Source organism: Pseudomonas sp. 3-2 (genome assembly GCF_019710535.1).
Classification (GTDB): Bacteria; Pseudomonadota; Gammaproteobacteria; order Pseudomonadales; family Pseudomonadaceae; genus Aquipseudomonas; species Aquipseudomonas pharyngis.
Map to the genome: position 1 here is coordinate 903,386 of NZ_CP081200.1, position 15,490 is coordinate 918,875.

The following is a 15,490-nucleotide window of genomic DNA, read 5'->3' on the forward strand; positions in this document are numbered from 1 at the left end:
ATTTTACCCGAGGGCTCGTGGATCCGCCCAATTAATCACGACCCTAATCAACGAGGTGCCCAATGGCGCGTTCCAAGACAAGCCTTGGTTGGCTGAAAAGACATGTCAATGATCCCTATGTGAAGCAAGCGCAGAAGGATGGCTACCGCTCGCGTGCGAGTTACAAGCTTCTGGAGATCCAGGAGAAATACAAACTGATCCGTCCGGGCATGAACGTCGTCGACCTGGGCGCGGCGCCTGGCGGCTGGTCGCAGGTCACCAGCCGGCTGATCGGTGGTCAGGGGCGACTGATCGCCTCGGACATCCTGGAAATGGACAGCATCCCGGACGTGACTTTCATCCAGGGTGACTTCACCGAGGATGCAGTGCTCGCTCAGATCCTTGAGGCTGTGGGTAATTCGCAGGTGGACCTTGTGATTTCCGATATGGCCCCCAATATGAGTGGTACGCCTGAAGTGGACATGCCAAAAGCCATGTTCCTTTGCGAGCTGGCGCTTGATCTGGCGGAAAGGATACTCAAGCCGGGTGGCAATTTCGTGATCAAGATTTTTCAGGGCGAAGGGTTCGATGTCTACCTGAAGGATGCTCGCAAGAAGTTCGACAAGATCCAGATGATCAAGCCGGACTCCTCTCGTGGCAGCTCTCGTGAGCAATATATGCTGGCATGGGGCTACCGCGGTCGTAGCGAGTAAAACGAGGTTTTTTGGCGGGGTGATAGGTTTTTCGTATTTCGCCCCGCGCGCATAAGCGAATATTGTGTAGAAAGTGTTTCACAAAGGGTTACAGACGGCGCCTGCCAGAGCTGTAGGTAATGTAGTAAGTTAGGCCGGTGAATATCATGCGAAGCGCGCGCCAGTAGCGGAGCTTGCTTCAGAGGGTAGTTAATTGAACGATATGGCAAAGAATCTGATCCTGTGGTTGATCATCGCGGCAGTCCTGGTGACGGTGATGAACAACTTCTCCAGCCCTAACGAGCCGCAGACCCTCAACTATTCCGACTTCATCCAGCAGGTCAAGGATGGCAAGGTCGAGCGCGTGGCCGTCGACGGCTACGTGATTACCGGCAAGCGCAACGATGGCGACAGCTTCAAGACCATTCGTCCGGCAATCCAGGACAATGGCTTGATCGGCGACCTGGTCGACAACCACGTCGTGGTCGAAGGCAAGCAGCCTGAGCAGCAAAGTATCTGGACCCAGCTTCTGGTAGCCAGCTTCCCGATCCTGGTGATCATCGCGGTGTTCATGTTCTTCATGCGCCAGATGCAGGGCGGCGCTGGCGGCAAGGGCGGGCCGATGAGCTTCGGCAAGAGCAAGGCGCGTCTGCTGTCCGAAGATCAGGTGAAAACCACACTGGCTGACGTTGCCGGTTGCGACGAAGCCAAGGAAGAAGTGGGTGAACTGGTCGAGTTCCTCCGTGATCCGGGCAAGTTCCAGCGCCTGGGCGGCCGCATTCCTCGCGGCGTGCTGATGGTTGGTCCTCCGGGTACCGGTAAAACCTTGCTGGCCAAGGCGATTGCCGGTGAAGCCAAGGTGCCGTTCTTCACCATTTCCGGTTCCGACTTCGTCGAAATGTTCGTCGGTGTCGGTGCCAGCCGCGTTCGTGACATGTTCGAACAGGCCAAGAAACACGCACCATGCATCATCTTCATCGACGAGATCGACGCCGTTGGTCGCCATCGTGGCGCCGGTATGGGCGGCGGTCACGACGAGCGCGAACAGACTCTCAACCAGTTGCTGGTCGAGATGGACGGTTTCGAAATGAATGACGGCATCATCGTCATCGCCGCGACCAACCGTCCTGACGTGCTGGACCCTGCTTTGCTGCGTCCGGGTCGTTTCGACCGTCAGGTGGTGGTCGGCTTGCCGGACATCCGTGGTCGCGAGCAGATCCTCAAGGTTCACATGCGTAAAGTGCCAATGGGTGATGACGTTGCTCCGGCTGTTATCGCACGTGGTACTCCGGGTTTCTCCGGCGCCGACCTGGCGAACCTGGTCAACGAGGCTTCGCTGTTTGCTGCCCGTGCCGGCAAGCGCATCGTCGAAATGAAAGAATTCGAACTGGCCAAAGACAAGATCATGATGGGCGCCGAGCGCAAATCCATGGTCATGTCCGAGAAGGAAAAGCAGAACACCGCTTATCACGAAGCAGGCCACGCCATTGTCGGTCGCGTCGTGCCCGAGCATGATCCGGTCTATAAGGTGTCGATCATCCCTCGCGGTCGTGCGTTGGGTGTGACCATGTTTCTGCCGGAAGAAGATCGTTACAGCCTGTCCAAGCGTGCGCTGATCAGTCAGATCTGCTCGCTGTACGGCGGCCGTATTGCTGAAGAGATGACTTTGGGCTTTGACGGTGTGACGACTGGTGCTTCCAACGACATCATGCGTGCGAGTCAGATTGCGCGGAACATGGTGACCAAGTGGGGTCTGTCGGAAAAACTCGGTCCGTTGATGTACGCCGAAGAAGAGGGGGAAGTATTCCTCGGTCGCGGCGGTGGCGGTCAGAATGCCAGCTTCTCCGGTGAGACAGCCAAGCTGATCGACTCTGAAGTACGCAGCATCATCGATCAGTGCTACGGCACGGCCAAACAGATCCTCACGGACAACCGCGACAAGCTCGATGCCATGGCGGATGCACTGATGAAGTACGAGACGATCGATGCCGAGCAGATCGACGACATCATGGCTGGTCGTACACCTCGCGAGCCTCGCGATTGGTCGGGCGGCACCGGTACTGGCACACCGCCTGTCATTCAGGGTGAGCGTCCGGAAACACCGATTGGCGGTCCGGCTGCCGACGTTTAAGGTTTGAAATGACTTCTGTACAGTCCCTGACCCGGTTGCCTTGCGGCAACCGGGTTCTTGATTTGGCCCGGACGCATGTCATGGGCATTCTCAATGTCACTCCTGATTCTTTTTCCGACGGTGGCCGATACAGCCAGCTCGACGCGGCCTTGCGTCATGCCGAAGCCATGGTTGCGGCGGGTGCAACGCTGATCGATGTGGGCGGCGAGTCGACCCGCCCGGGCGCGCGGGCGGTTTCTCCGTTGGAGGAGCTGGAACGTGTCGCTCCCGTCGTCGAGCTTATCAATCGCGAACTGGATGTGGTCATATCGGTCGATACGTCCACTCCGGCGGTCATGCGCGAAACAGCGCGTTTGGGTGCTGGCTTGATCAACGACGTTCGTTCGCTGCGGCGGGATGGCGCGCTTGATGCGGCGGCGGCCACGGGATTGCCCGTGTGCCTGATGCACATGCTCGGCGAGCCTGGCGATATGCAGGATGATCCGCGTTATCAGGATGTCACCCGGGAAGTGGGCGAATTTCTTGCCGAACGCATGGCTCAGTGCGAGGAGGCAGGCATTCCGGCCGAGCGGATCATTCTTGATCCGGGCTTCGGCTTCGCCAAAACCCTGCAGCACAATCTAAGCTTGTTCAAGCATATGGAAGCCCTGCATGCGTTGGGGCGGCCGCTATTGGTGGGCGTTTCGCGCAAAAGCATGATCGGCCATGCATTGAATCGCCCCGTGGGTGAGCGTCTGTATGGCGGTTTGGCACTGGCTGCACTGGCATCGGTGAAAGGCGCGCGTATATTGCGCGTCCATGATGTGGCGGAAACGGTGGACGTGGTGCGAATGCTCGCAGCCGTGGAATCAGCCGAATAAGAATGATGGAGCACTTATGAGCAAGAAATATTTTGGTACCGACGGGATTCGTGGTCGCGTCGGGGAATACCCGATTACTCCGGACTTCATGCTTAAGCTCGGCTGGGCTGCCGGTATGGCCTTTCGCAAGATGGGTGCCTGCAAGGTGCTGGTCGGCAAGGACACGCGGATTTCCGGCTACATGTTCGAATCGGCACTTGAGGCTGGTCTGACATCTGCGGGCGCCGATGTAATGCTGCTCGGTCCGATGCCGACTCCGGCCATCGCCTACCTGTCGCGTACATTCCAGGCTGAGGCCGGAATCGTGATCAGTGCATCACACAATCCGCATGACGATAACGGCATCAAGTTTTTCTCCGGCAAGGGCACCAAGCTGCCCGATGAGCTGGAACTGATGATCGAGGAATTGCTCGATACGCCAATGACTGTTGTGGAGTCGAGCAAGATTGGCAAGGTGTCGCGAATCAATGATGCGTCCGGTCGCTATATCGAGTTTTGCAAGAGCTCTGTGCCGACCGGCACCAGTTTTTCCGGACTGAAGATTGTCATCGACTGCGCGCACGGTGCCACCTATAAAGTTGCGCCGAGTGTTTTCCGTGAGCTGGGTGCCGAGGTCGTCGTTCTGTCGGCTCAGCCGAACGGTCTGAACATCAATGACAACTGTGGCTCCACGCACATGGGGCAATTGCAGGCGGCGGTGTTGTCCGAGCATGCGGATCTGGGTATCGCCTTCGATGGTGATGGTGATCGGGTGCTGATGGTCGACCACACCGGGGCGATAGTCGATGGTGACGAGCTGATTTTCATCATCGCGCGCGATCTGCATGAGCGAGGCAAATTGAAGGGCGGTGTGGTCGGTACGCTGATGAGCAATCTGGGTCTGGAGTTGGCTCTGGCGGATCTGGGTATTCCTTTTGTGCGTGCAAATGTCGGCGACCGCTATGTGATTGCCGAATTGCTGGAGCGCGATTGGCTGGTCGGGGGCGAGAACTCCGGACATGTCGTTTGCTTCAACCACACGACGACTGGCGATGCGATCATTGCGGCGTTGCAGGTGCTGATGGCATTGAAAACACGCAACGAAGGTCTGGCGCAAACTCGTCAGGCCCTGCGTAAGTGTCCTCAAGTGCTGATCAACGTGCGCTTCGGCGGTGGCGACAGCCCGCTGGAGCACCCGGCTGTCAAGGAGGCGAGCGCACGCGTAACCCAGGCTATGGCGGGGCGCGGGCGTGTGCTTTTGCGCAAGTCCGGGACAGAGCCTCTGGTACGTGTGATGGTCGAAGGCGAGGACGAAATCCAGGTTCGTGGCTATGCCGAAGAACTGGCAAAACTGGTAACTGAAGTTTCTGCCTGATTCGGCTTGCCAGCCATGATTGTGTTGGGTAACATCTGCGCCCACTTTGACCGACGAGGTACAGCATGCGTCGCCCTATGGTAGCTGGTAACTGGAAGATGCACGGTACCCGCGCCAGCGTCGCTGAGCTGATCAACGGCCTTCGTCATCTGGCCTTGCCAAGCGGTGTTGATGTCGCGGTATTCCCGCCTTGCTTGTATATCAATCAAGTGATTGATGGCTTGAAAGGCAAATCGATCTCGGTCGGTGCGCAGAATTCTGCGGTGGAGTCCATGCAAGGTGCGTTGACAGGCGAGATTGCGCCGAGTCAGTTGGTGGATGCAGGTTGTTCCCTGGTGCTTGTCGGGCACTCCGAACGCCGCCAGATCATGGGTGAGCGAGACGGAATGCTGAATCGCAAGTTCGCAGCGGCACAGGCTTGTGGCTTGATTCCGGTGTTGTGTGTAGGGGAGACCCTGGAGCAGCGCGAAGCCGGAAAGACTCTTGAGGTTGTCGGGCGTCAGCTGGGCAGTATCATCGAGGAGCTGGGTGTCGGTGCTTTTGCCAACGCAGTGATCGCTTACGAGCCGGTCTGGGCGATTGGTACCGGGCTGACTGCAACGCCGCAACAGGCTCAGGATGTGCATAAAGCCATTCGCGAGCAGTTGGCGGCAGAGAATTCTGAAGTGGCACGAGGTGTGCGGCTTCTATACGGCGGCAGCGTGAAGGCGGCCAATGCGGTCGAACTGTTCGGCATGCCGGATATCGATGGGGGGCTCATTGGTGGAGCTTCCCTGAATGCAGATGAGTTCGGTGCGATTTGTCGCGCCGCGGGAAACTGAAAAAATGCTGGAAACAGTCGTAGTCGTTTTTCATCTGCTGGGTGCATTGGGCGTAGTTGCTCTGGTTTTGCTGCAGCAGGGTAAAGGTGCGGACGCTGGCGCGTCTTTCGGAGCAGGTGCTTCAAATACTGTGTTCGGAAGCCAAGGTTCCTCTACCTTTCTTAGTAAGTTTACTGCTATACTTGCCGCCGGTTTCTTCATAACCAGCTTGGGGTTAGGATACTTTGCTAAAGAGAAGGCTCATCAGCTGACTCAAGCAGGTTTACCAAACCCGGCAGTGTTGGAAGTTCCAAAGCAACAACCGGCTTCTGATGATGTCCCGGTGCTTCAAGAGCAAAAGTCGGCTACTCCAGCGACTGACGTACCTCCAGCTCAAGAGCAGAAGTAAGAAGGGTTTCAAACGTAGTATTGCCGAGGTGGTGGAATTGGTAGACACGCAACCTTGAGGTGGTTGTGCCCATAGGGTGTAGGGGTTCGAGTCCCCTTCTCGGTACCAATTAGTCAGGAGAGCCCGCTGTTGCGGGCTTTCTTGCAGGTGGAAGGTTACATTGACCCTAAAAGGGATCGGTCGTATACTTCCGCCCCAGCTTTGTCGCGGGGTGGAGCAGTCTGGTAGCTCGTCGGGCTCATAACCCGAAGGTCGTCGGTTCAAATCCGGCCCCCGCAACCAGTTTAAGGAGCCCCTTTTAAGGGGCTTTTTGTTAGCTGGACACTTTCAACGCCGCTGTTCGACGGCGTTTCAAGGATGGGCGTTTCGCCCATTTTTTTATTTTGCATAGCATGCACATACATGCACGAGGGGGTTCAGGTGTCGAGCAAGCTAGAAGAGTTGCAGGCCTTGCTGGCCCCGGTGGTCGTGGCCCTAGGCTATGAATGCTGGGGTATTGAGTTTTCGGCTCAAGGTCGCCACTCAATGTTGCGCGTTTATATCGATAAGGAAGGCGGCGTACTGGTGGACGATTGTGCCATCGTCAGCCGTCAGATCAGCGGTGTGCTGGATGTTGAAGATCCGATCTCCGTTGAATACACCCTTGAAGTTTCCTCGCCAGGCATGGAACGCCCACTGTTCACTCTTGAGCAGTTTGCCAAATATGTCGGTGAACAAGTGAAGATCAAGCTGCGCTCGCCTTTTGAAGGTCGACGCAACTTTCAGGGCCTTCTGCGCGGTGTAGAAGAACAGGACGTCGTGGTGCAGGTAGATGACCATGAGTTCCTGTTGCCGATCGATATGATCGACAAGGCCAACATTATTCCCAGTTTTGACTGAGACGCGGATCCCGCGGATCCAATGGCTTGCGAAAGGCGAGGCGTACGATGAGCAAAGAAGTACTGCTGGTTGTTGAGTCGGTATCCAATGAAAAGGGTGTACCGGCAAGCGTAATTTTTGAAGCGCTGGAGCTGGCTCTGGCCACTGCTACCAAAAAGCGTTTTGAAGACGAAGTTGATCTGCGTGTGGAAATCAACCGCCACACCGGTTCTTACGAAACTTTCCGTCGCTGGACGGTCGTCGAAGAGAATGATCTCGATGATCCGGCCATCGAAACCTGGCCGAGCAAGGTTGCTGAAACGCACCCTGGCGCCAAGGTTGGCGACGTCGTTGAAGAAAAGATCGAGTCCATCGAGTTCGGCCGCATCGCTGCGCAGACCGCCAAACAGGTCATCGTGCAGAAAGTGCGCGAAGCCGAGCGCGCTCAAGTGGTTGACGCTTATCGCGAGCGCCTGGGAGAAATCATCTCCGGCACCGTGAAGAAAGTGACCCGCGACAACGTGATCGTCGACCTGGGTAATAACGCTGAAGCGTTGCTGGCCCGTGAAGACATCATCTCTCGCGAAACCTTCCGTGTTGGCGTGCGTCTGCGTGCGCTGCTCAAGGAAATCCGCACCGAGAACCGCGGCCCTCAGCTGATCCTGTCGCGTACCGCGCCGGAAATGCTGATCGAGCTGTTCCGTATTGAAGTGCCGGAAATCGCTGAAGGCCTGATCGAAGTGATGGCCGCCTCCCGTGATCCGGGTTCGCGTGCCAAGATCGCTGTCCGCTCCAAGGACAAACGCATCGACCCGCAGGGCGCGTGCATCGGTATGCGCGGTTCGCGCGTCCAGGCCGTGTCGGGCGAGTTGGGTGGCGAGCGTGTCGATATCGTCCTGTGGGACGACAACCCGGCGCAGTTCGTGATCAATGCCATGTCGCCGGCAGAAGTGGCGGCCATCATCGTTGACGAAGATGCCCATGCCATGGACATCGCCGTTGGCGCAGACAATCTGGCTCAGGCCATCGGTCGTGGTGGTCAGAACGTGCGTCTGGCGAGCCAGCTGACTGGCTGGACCCTGAACGTGATGACCGAATCGGACATCCAGGCTAAGCAACAAGCGGAAACCGGCGACATCCTGCGCAACTTCATCGACGAGCTGGAAGTCGACGAAGAACTGGCTCAGGTGCTGGTAGACGAAGGCTTCACCAGCCTGGAAGAGATTGCCTACGTACCGTTGGAAGAAATGCTCAACATCGACGGCTTTGACGAGGACATCGTCAACGAGCTTCGCGCTCGTGCCAAGGATCGCTTGTTGACCAAAGCCATCGCTACTGAGGAAAAGCTGGCAGACGCCCATCCGGCCGAAGACCTGCTCTCGCTTGAGGGTATGGACAAGGATTTGGCGATGGAACTGGCGGTGCGCGGCGTAATTACCCGCGAAGACCTGGCCGAGCAGTCTATTGACGATCTGCTCGACATCGACGGCATTGACGATGATCGTGCCGGCAAGTTGATCATGGCCGCCCGAGCCCACTGGTTCGAGTAATTAGGCGCGGCCTGAGGAGAGAAGTGCATGACGCAAGTCACGGTGAAACAACTGGCCGATGAGGTCAAAACACCGGTAGAGCGCCTGTTGCAGCAGATGCGTGAGGCAGGTCTGCCGCACACCGCCGCCGAAGAAAATGTGACTGACAGTGAGAAGCAATCCCTGCTGACTCACTTGAAAAGCAGCCACAAGGCGAAAGTGGAAGAACCACGCAAGATCACGCTGCAGCGTAAAACCACCAGCACCCTGCGTGTGGCTGGCAGCAAAAGCATCAGCGTTGAAGTCCGCAAGAAGAAAGTTTTCGTACAGCGTAGCCCGGAAGAAATCGAAGCCGAGCGCAAGCGTGAACTGGATGAACGTCGCGCAGTAGAAAATGCTGCCCGTCAGAAGGCTGAAGAAGAAGCCCGCGTGCGCGCCGAAGAAGAAGCGCGTCGCCAGCCTTCTGCGCCGTCCGCTCCTGCCGAAGCCGTCGCTGCCCCTGCGCCAGTGGCCGAACCCGTGCGCGAAGCTGCGCCGGTTGTGGCTGCTGCCCCAGCTGCCGACACTCGCAAGCGTGACGAACAGCGCCGTCCGGACAAACCACGTGCTGACGACAACAACCGTCGTGGCGGTGGTGATGGCGAGCGCAAAAACGCTCCGCATCGCGCGTCGGTCAAGGAAAAGGCTCCGGCTCCACGTGTGGCGCCACGCACTACCGACGAAGAAAGCGATGGCTTCCGTCGCGGCGGTCGCGGCAAGGCCAAGCTGAAGAAACGCAACGCCCACGGTTTCCAGAGCCCGACCGGCCCTGTCGTGCGTGAAGTGAAGATCGGCGAAACCATCACTGTTGGCGATCTCGCCCAGCAGATGTCGGTCAAGGCTGCCGAAATCATCAAGTTCATGTTCAAGCTGGGCACCCCGGCCACCATCAACCAGGTACTGGATCAGGAAACTGCCCAGCTGGTCGCAGAAGAACTGGGCCACAAAGTGACCCTGGTCAGCGACACCGCCCTGGAAGATTCCCTGGCCGAGTCCCTGAAGTTCGAAGGTGAAGCGGTTCCTCGTGCGCCGGTCGTGACCGTAATGGGTCACGTTGACCACGGTAAGACCTCGCTGCTCGACTACATCCGTCGTGCCAAGGTAGCTGCTGGCGAAGCCGGCGGTATCACCCAGCACATCGGTGCATACCACGTTGAAACCGAACGCGGCATGGTCACTTTCCTCGACACCCCTGGTCACGCCGCGTTTACCGCCATGCGTGCCCGTGGTGCCAAGGCGACCGACATCGTGATCCTGGTGGTTGCGGCGGACGACGGCGTGATGCCACAAACCATCGAAGCCGTTCAGCACGCTGTTGCTGCTGGCGTTCCGCTGGTGGTTGCGGTGAACAAGATCGACAAGCCGGGTGCTGATCTCGATCGCATCCGCAGCGAACTGTCGGCTCACGGCGTGACCTCTGAAGACTGGGGTGGCGACACTCCATTCGTTCCGGTTTCCGCGAAGATGGGTACCGGCGTCGACGAACTGCTTGAAGCTGTATTGCTGCAAGCCGAAGTTCTCGAACTGACCGCTACTCCTTCGGCTCCTGGCCGTGGCGTCGTGGTTGAGTCGCGCCTCGACAAGGGCCGTGGTCCGGTAGCCACCGTTCTGGTTCAGGACGGTACGCTGCGTCAAGGCGACATGGTGCTGGTCGGCTCGAACTATGGCCGCGTGCGCGCCATGCTCGACGAGAACGGCAAGCCGATCAAGGAAGCGGGTCCGGCCATTCCGGTCGAGATCCTCGGCCTGGACGGTACGCCTGACGCCGGCGACGAAATGAGCGTGGTTGCCGACGAGAAGAAAGCCCGTGAAGTGGCTCTGTTCCGTCAAGGCAAGTTCCGCGAAGTCAAACTGGCTCGCGCTCACGCCGGCAAGCTGGAAAACATCTTCGAAAGCATGGGCCAGGAAGAGAAGAAGACGCTCAACATCGTCCTCAAATCCGACGTCCGTGGTTCGCTGGAAGCCTTGCAGGGCGCTCTGAACGGCCTGGGCAACGACGAAGTGCAAGTGCGCGTGGTCGGTGGCGGTGTCGGTGGTATCACCGAATCCGACGCCAACCTGGCACTGGCTTCCAACGCTGTACTGTTCGGCTTCAACGTGCGTGCCGATGCCGGCGCACGGAAGATCGTCGAGCAGGAAGGTCTGGACATGCGTTACTACAACGTGATCTACGACATCATCGAAGACGTCAAGAAAGCCCTGACCGGTATGCTTGGTAGCGACGTTCGCGAGAACATCCTCGGTGTGGCCGAAGTCCGTGACGTGTTCCGTTCGCCGAAGTTTGGCGCGATCGCTGGTTGCATGGTGATCGAAGGTGTTGTGCACCGTAACCGTCCGATCCGTGTACTGCGTGAAGACATCGTGATCTTCGAAGGCGAGCTGGAATCCCTGCGCCGCTTCAAGGATGACGCTTCCGAAGTACGTGCCGGCATGGAATGCGGTATCGGCGTGAAGAGCTACAACGACGTCAAAGTCGGCGACAAGATCGAAGTCTTCGAGAAGGTTCAGGTTGCTCGCAGCCTCTGACTCGCGCACTTCAAGGGCCACGTCGGGCCGCCGCATGCAAGTGCGCGGCACGGCGTCAGGACTCTAAACGCAACGCCCGGTCTGGCTTTTGTCAGGCCGGGCGTTTGCCGCTTTCAGACCTTGCGGGTTTCACCGCAGGGCAGTAACAGGTAACAAATCATGGCAAAAGAATACAGCCGTACCCAACGTATCGGCGATCAGATGCAGCGTGAGCTGGCCCAGCTGATCCGTCGTGAAGTCAAAGACCCGCGCGTCGGCCTGGTCACCATTACCGCTGTGGAAGTCAGCCGTGACGTCGGTCACGCGAAGATCTTCATTACCGTGATGGGGCAGGACAACGCCGAAGACATCGCGCAAAGCATCAAGGTGCTCAACGCTGCCGCCGGTTTCCTGCGCATGCAGCTGGCCCGCGAAATGAAGCTGCGCAGCGTGCCGCAATTGCACTTCCACTACGACGAAAGCGTCGTGCGGGGTGCGCACCTGTCGGCCCTGATCGAGCGCGCCGTGGCTGAGGACAATCAGCACGTGGCTGCGGCAGAACCCGAAGACACCAAGGAGTAACTCGGTGGCTCAGGTCAAACGTATCCGTCGTAACGTCAGCGGCATCATCCTGCTCGACAAGCCGTTGGGGTTCACCTCCAACGCCGCGTTGCAGAAGGTTCGCTGGCTGCTCAACGCCGAGAAGGCCGGTCATACCGGCAGTCTCGATCCACTGGCTACCGGCGTGCTGCCGCTGTGCTTCGGTGAGGCGACCAAGTTCTCGCAGTACCTGCTCGATTCCGACAAGGGGTATGAAACCCTGGCGCAACTGGGCAAGACCACCACCACGGCGGACGCCGAAGGTGAGGTTTTGCAGGAGCGCCCGGTGACCGTTGGTCAGGCCGACATTGAAGCGGTTCTGCCGAAATTTCGTGGGCAAATCAGTCAGATACCGCCGATGTACTCCGCTCTCAAGCGTGATGGCCAGCCGCTGTACAAGTTGGCCCGTGCAGGCGAAGTAGTGGAGCGCGAACCGCGTTCTGTTACTATTGCGCGCTTGGAATTGCTGGCCTTCGAAGGCGATACTGCGCGACTCGCGGTGGATTGCAGCAAGGGCACCTATATTCGCACCCTGGTGGAGGATATCGGTGAGCAACTCGGTTGTGGTGCGTACGTCGCTGAACTGCGTCGTACCCAGGCCGGGCCTTTCACCCTGGCGCAGACCGTGACCCTCGAAGAGCTGGAAGCGGTACATGCCGAAGGCGGCAACGAAGCGGTCGACCGCTTCCTGATGCCATCGGACAGCGGCCTGCAGGATTGGCCGTTGCTGCAGTTCTCGGAAGCGAGCGCGTTCTACTGGCTCAACGGCCAGCCGGTACGTGCCCCGGATGCTCCGAAGTTCGGCATGGTGCGGGTACAGGATCACAACGGTCGCTTCATCGGTATCGGTGAAGTGAGCGAAGACGGGCGCATCGCGCCGCGTCGACTGATTCGGTCAGAATGACCGGAAACCGGTCTGTGTAACAACAGGCCGGCGAGTGTGGCTGTCAACAGGCACGGTCACTACTCATTTATAGATACAGGGATTTGTCCCTGGCCTGTTGAAACTGTTTTTGAAACGGTTTCCTGATAAAAGGATTGCCTCATGGCTCTCGACGTTCAAGAAAAAGCTCAAATCGTTGCCGACTACCAGCAAGCTGTTGGTGACACTGGTTCGCCAGAAGTGCAAGTTGCACTGCTGACCGCCAACATCAACAAACTGCAAGGTCACTTCAAGGCCAACGGTAAAGACCACCACTCCCGTCGTGGTCTGATCCGCATGGTTAACCAGCGTCGCAAGCTGCTGGACTACCTGAAAGGCAAGGACGTGAGCCGTTACAGCGCTCTGATCGCTCGCCTGGGTCTGCGTCGCTAATCAGCGATTGCGCTATGAGGTTGGTTGTCTGTCAGACGTCAGCGGGTTTCCGCCGGCGTCCGGCAGGCTCCCAGCCTCAAGTTTTATCTGGATACACGTTTTACCCTGGACAGGCGTCGGGCCGATTCCCGGCATTGCCCAAGAATTTCGCAAGAAACCAGTTCCCCCAAGAGCCACAAAGAAGGTAGGACACCGTGAACCCGGTAATCAAAAAATTCCAGTTCGGTCAGTCGACCGTTACCCTCGAGACTGGCCGTATCGCCCGTCAGGCCTCCGGCGCAGTATTGGTCACCGTTGACGACGACGTCAGCGTATTGGTGACCGTAGTCGGTGCCAAGCAAGCCGATCCGGGCAAGGGCTTCTTCCCTCTGTCCGTTCACTACCAGGAAAAGACTTACGCTGCCGGTAAGATCCCTGGCGGTTTCTTCAAGCGTGAAGGCCGTCCTTCCGAGAAAGAAACCCTGACTTCCCGACTGATCGACCGTCCGATCCGTCCGCTGTTCCCGGAAGGTTTCATGAACGAAGTGCAGGTTGTCTGCACCGTCGTTTCCACCAGCAAGAAGACCGATCCGGACATCGCTGCGATGATCGGTACCTCGGCTGCCCTGGCGATCTCCGGCATTCCGTTCGACGGCCCGATCGGCGCCGCTCGCGTTGCTTTCCACGAAAGCACCGGCTACCTGCTGAACCCGACCTACGAGCAGCAGGCTGCCTCGAGCCTGGACATGGTTGTTGCCGGTACTTCGGACGCCGTGCTGATGGTTGAATCGGAAGCCAAAGAGCTGACCGAAGACCAGATGCTGGGCGCAGTACTGTTTGCTCACGACGAGTTCCAGGTCGTAATCAACGCCGTTAAAGAACTGGCTGCCGAAGCTGCCAAGCCAACCTGGACCTGGGCACCTGCTCCAGAAGCCACCGAGCTGCTCGCCGCTATCCGTTCCGAGTTCGGCGAAGCGATCTCCCAGGCTTACACCATCACCATCAAGGCCGACCGTTATGCGCGTCTGGGCGAGCTGCGTGACCAGGTTGTTGCCAAGCTTTCCGGTGAAGAAGGCCAGCCTTCGGCTGCCGACGTCAAAGCCGCTTTCGGTGAAATCGAATACCGCACCGTTCGCGAAAACATCGTTAACGGCAAGCCACGTATCGACGGTCGCGACACCCGCACCGTACGTCCGCTGAACATCGAAGTCGGCGTTCTGCCGAAGACCCACGGTTCGGCACTGTTCACCCGTGGCGAAACCCAGGCTCTGGTAGTCGCTACTCTGGGCACTGCCCGTGACGCACAACTGCTGGACACTCTGGAAGGCGAGAAAAAAGACCCGTTCATGCTGCACTACAACTTCCCTCCGTTCTCGGTGGGCGAGTGTGGTCGCATGGGTGGCGCCGGTCGTCGCGAAATCGGTCACGGCCGTCTGGCCCGTCGTTCGGTTTCGGCCATGCTGCCTGCCGCTGACGTGTTCCCGTACACCATCCGTGTGGTATCGGAAATCACCGAATCCAACGGTTCGAGCTCGATGGCTTCCGTTTGCGGCGCTTCCCTGGCCCTGATGGACGCTGGTGTTCCGATGAAGGCACCGGTTGCCGGTATCGCCATGGGTCTGGTTAAAGAAGGCGAGAAGTTCGCCGTCCTGACCGACATCCTGGGTGACGAAGACCACCTGGGCGACATGGACTTCAAAGTAGCCGGTACCGCCAAAGGTGTGACCGCGCTGCAGATGGACATCAAGATCAAGGGCATCACCGAAGAGATCATGGAAATCGCTCTGGGCCAAGCCCTGGAAGCGCGCCTGAACATCCTCGGCCAGATGAACCAGATCATCGGCCAGTCGCGTACCGAACTGTCGGCCAACGCTCCGACCATGATCGCGATGAAGATCGACACCGACAAGATCCGTGACGTTATCGGTAAGGGTGGCGCGACCATCCGTGCGATCTGCGAAGAAACCAAGGCTTCGATCGACATCGAAGACGACGGCTCGATCAAGATCTTCGGCGAAACCAAGGAAGCGGCTGAAGCAGCTCGTCAGCGCGTTCTGGGTATCACCGCAGAGGCCGAGATCGGCAAGATCTACGTCGGCAAGGTTGAGCGCATCGTCGACTTCGGCGCATTCGTCAACATCCTGCCGGGCAAGGACGGTCTGGTTCACATCTCGATGCTGAGCGACGCTCGCGTAGAGAAAGTGACCGACATCCTGAAAGAAGGCCAGGAAGTGGAAGTGCTGGTACTGGACGTGGACAACCGCGGCCGTATCAAGCTGTCCATCAAAGACGTGGCCGCTGCGAAGGCTTCGGGCGTTTAATCACCCCGCAGCTCCAGCGCAATGAAAATGCCCCGCCGTGAAAACGGCGGGGTATTTTTTTGTCCGTGAAATATCGAGTCATTCGGCGAAGTTGCCGACCTGCAAGACCGGTGCTAGGT

General features: G+C 58.3%; 13 protein-coding genes and 2 tRNA genes. All 15 read left to right on the forward strand.

Going from position 1 to position 15,490, the window contains the following annotated elements; all coding sequences use genetic code 11:
• Positions 1-62: 62 nt before the first annotated feature.
• The 15 genes from rlmE to pnp all read left to right on the forward strand — a co-directional run bounded on the left by rlmE (position 63) and on the right by pnp (position 15,371).
• A complete protein-coding gene (gene rlmE / locus K3819_RS03930; protein WP_007953751.1) occupies positions 63-692 on the forward strand; it encodes a 23S rRNA (uridine(2552)-2'-O)-methyltransferase RlmE in 630 nt (209 codons plus the stop codon).
• Between the two features lie 202 nt (positions 693-894).
• Positions 895-2,802, forward strand: a complete 1,908-nt coding sequence (gene ftsH / locus K3819_RS03935) for an ATP-dependent zinc metalloprotease FtsH (protein ID WP_011332403.1) — start codon at positions 895-897, stop codon at positions 2,800-2,802.
• An 8-nt stretch (positions 2,803-2,810) separates the two neighbouring features.
• Complete coding sequence (gene folP, locus K3819_RS03940; RefSeq protein ID WP_074691907.1) at positions 2,811-3,662, forward strand: dihydropteroate synthase; 852 nt, start codon at positions 2,811-2,813, stop codon at positions 3,660-3,662.
• A gap of 16 nt (positions 3,663-3,678) precedes the next feature.
• The gene (gene glmM / locus K3819_RS03945) at positions 3,679-5,016 is read left to right on the forward strand and encodes a phosphoglucosamine mutase (RefSeq protein ID WP_221398682.1); all 1,338 of its coding nucleotides are present in this window, start codon (positions 3,679-3,681) and stop codon (positions 5,014-5,016) included.
• A gap of 65 nt (positions 5,017-5,081) precedes the next feature.
• Positions 5,082-5,837 (forward strand): triose-phosphate isomerase, encoded by a 756-nt coding sequence (gene tpiA, locus K3819_RS03950; RefSeq protein WP_007953744.1) that lies wholly within the window; start codon positions 5,082-5,084, stop codon positions 5,835-5,837.
• Positions 5,838-5,841: 4 nt separating this feature from the next.
• Positions 5,842-6,225, forward strand: coding sequence for a preprotein translocase subunit SecG (secG, locus tag K3819_RS03955; RefSeq protein WP_011332406.1), 384 nt, complete (start codon positions 5,842-5,844; stop codon positions 6,223-6,225).
• Positions 6,226-6,247: 22 nt separating this feature from the next.
• A tRNA-Leu gene (locus K3819_RS03960) sits at positions 6,248-6,333 on the forward strand.
• Between the two features lie 97 nt (positions 6,334-6,430).
• Positions 6,431-6,507, forward strand: a tRNA-Met gene (locus tag K3819_RS03965).
• Between the two features lie 138 nt (positions 6,508-6,645).
• Positions 6,646-7,104: a ribosome maturation factor RimP gene (gene rimP / locus K3819_RS03970; protein ID WP_039769696.1), complete on the forward strand. Its 459-nt coding sequence runs from the start codon at positions 6,646-6,648 to the stop codon at positions 7,102-7,104.
• A gap of 47 nt (positions 7,105-7,151) precedes the next feature.
• Positions 7,152-8,633: a transcription termination factor NusA gene (nusA, locus tag K3819_RS03975; RefSeq protein ID WP_003221546.1), complete on the forward strand. Its 1,482-nt coding sequence runs from the start codon at positions 7,152-7,154 to the stop codon at positions 8,631-8,633.
• A gap of 27 nt (positions 8,634-8,660) precedes the next feature.
• Positions 8,661-11,177 carry a translation initiation factor IF-2 gene (gene infB / locus K3819_RS03980; RefSeq protein WP_221398683.1) on the forward strand — a complete coding sequence of 839 codons (2,517 nt, stop codon included), beginning with the start codon at positions 8,661-8,663 and terminating at the stop codon, positions 11,175-11,177.
• Positions 11,178-11,336: 159 nt separating this feature from the next.
• Positions 11,337-11,738, forward strand: coding sequence for a 30S ribosome-binding factor RbfA (gene rbfA / locus K3819_RS03985; protein ID WP_007953741.1), 402 nt, complete (start codon positions 11,337-11,339; stop codon positions 11,736-11,738).
• Positions 11,739-11,742: 4 nt separating this feature from the next.
• On the forward strand, positions 11,743-12,660 hold the full coding sequence (gene truB, locus K3819_RS03990) for a tRNA pseudouridine(55) synthase TruB (RefSeq protein WP_007953739.1): 918 nt from the start codon (positions 11,743-11,745) through the stop codon (positions 12,658-12,660).
• Positions 12,661-12,801: 141 nt separating this feature from the next.
• Complete coding sequence (rpsO, locus tag K3819_RS03995; RefSeq protein ID WP_011332409.1) at positions 12,802-13,071, forward strand: 30S ribosomal protein S15; 270 nt, start codon at positions 12,802-12,804, stop codon at positions 13,069-13,071.
• A gap of 194 nt (positions 13,072-13,265) precedes the next feature.
• Positions 13,266-15,371: a polyribonucleotide nucleotidyltransferase gene (pnp, locus tag K3819_RS04000; protein WP_011332410.1), complete on the forward strand. Its 2,106-nt coding sequence runs from the start codon at positions 13,266-13,268 to the stop codon at positions 15,369-15,371.
• The last annotated feature ends 119 nt before the right edge of the window (positions 15,372-15,490 follow it).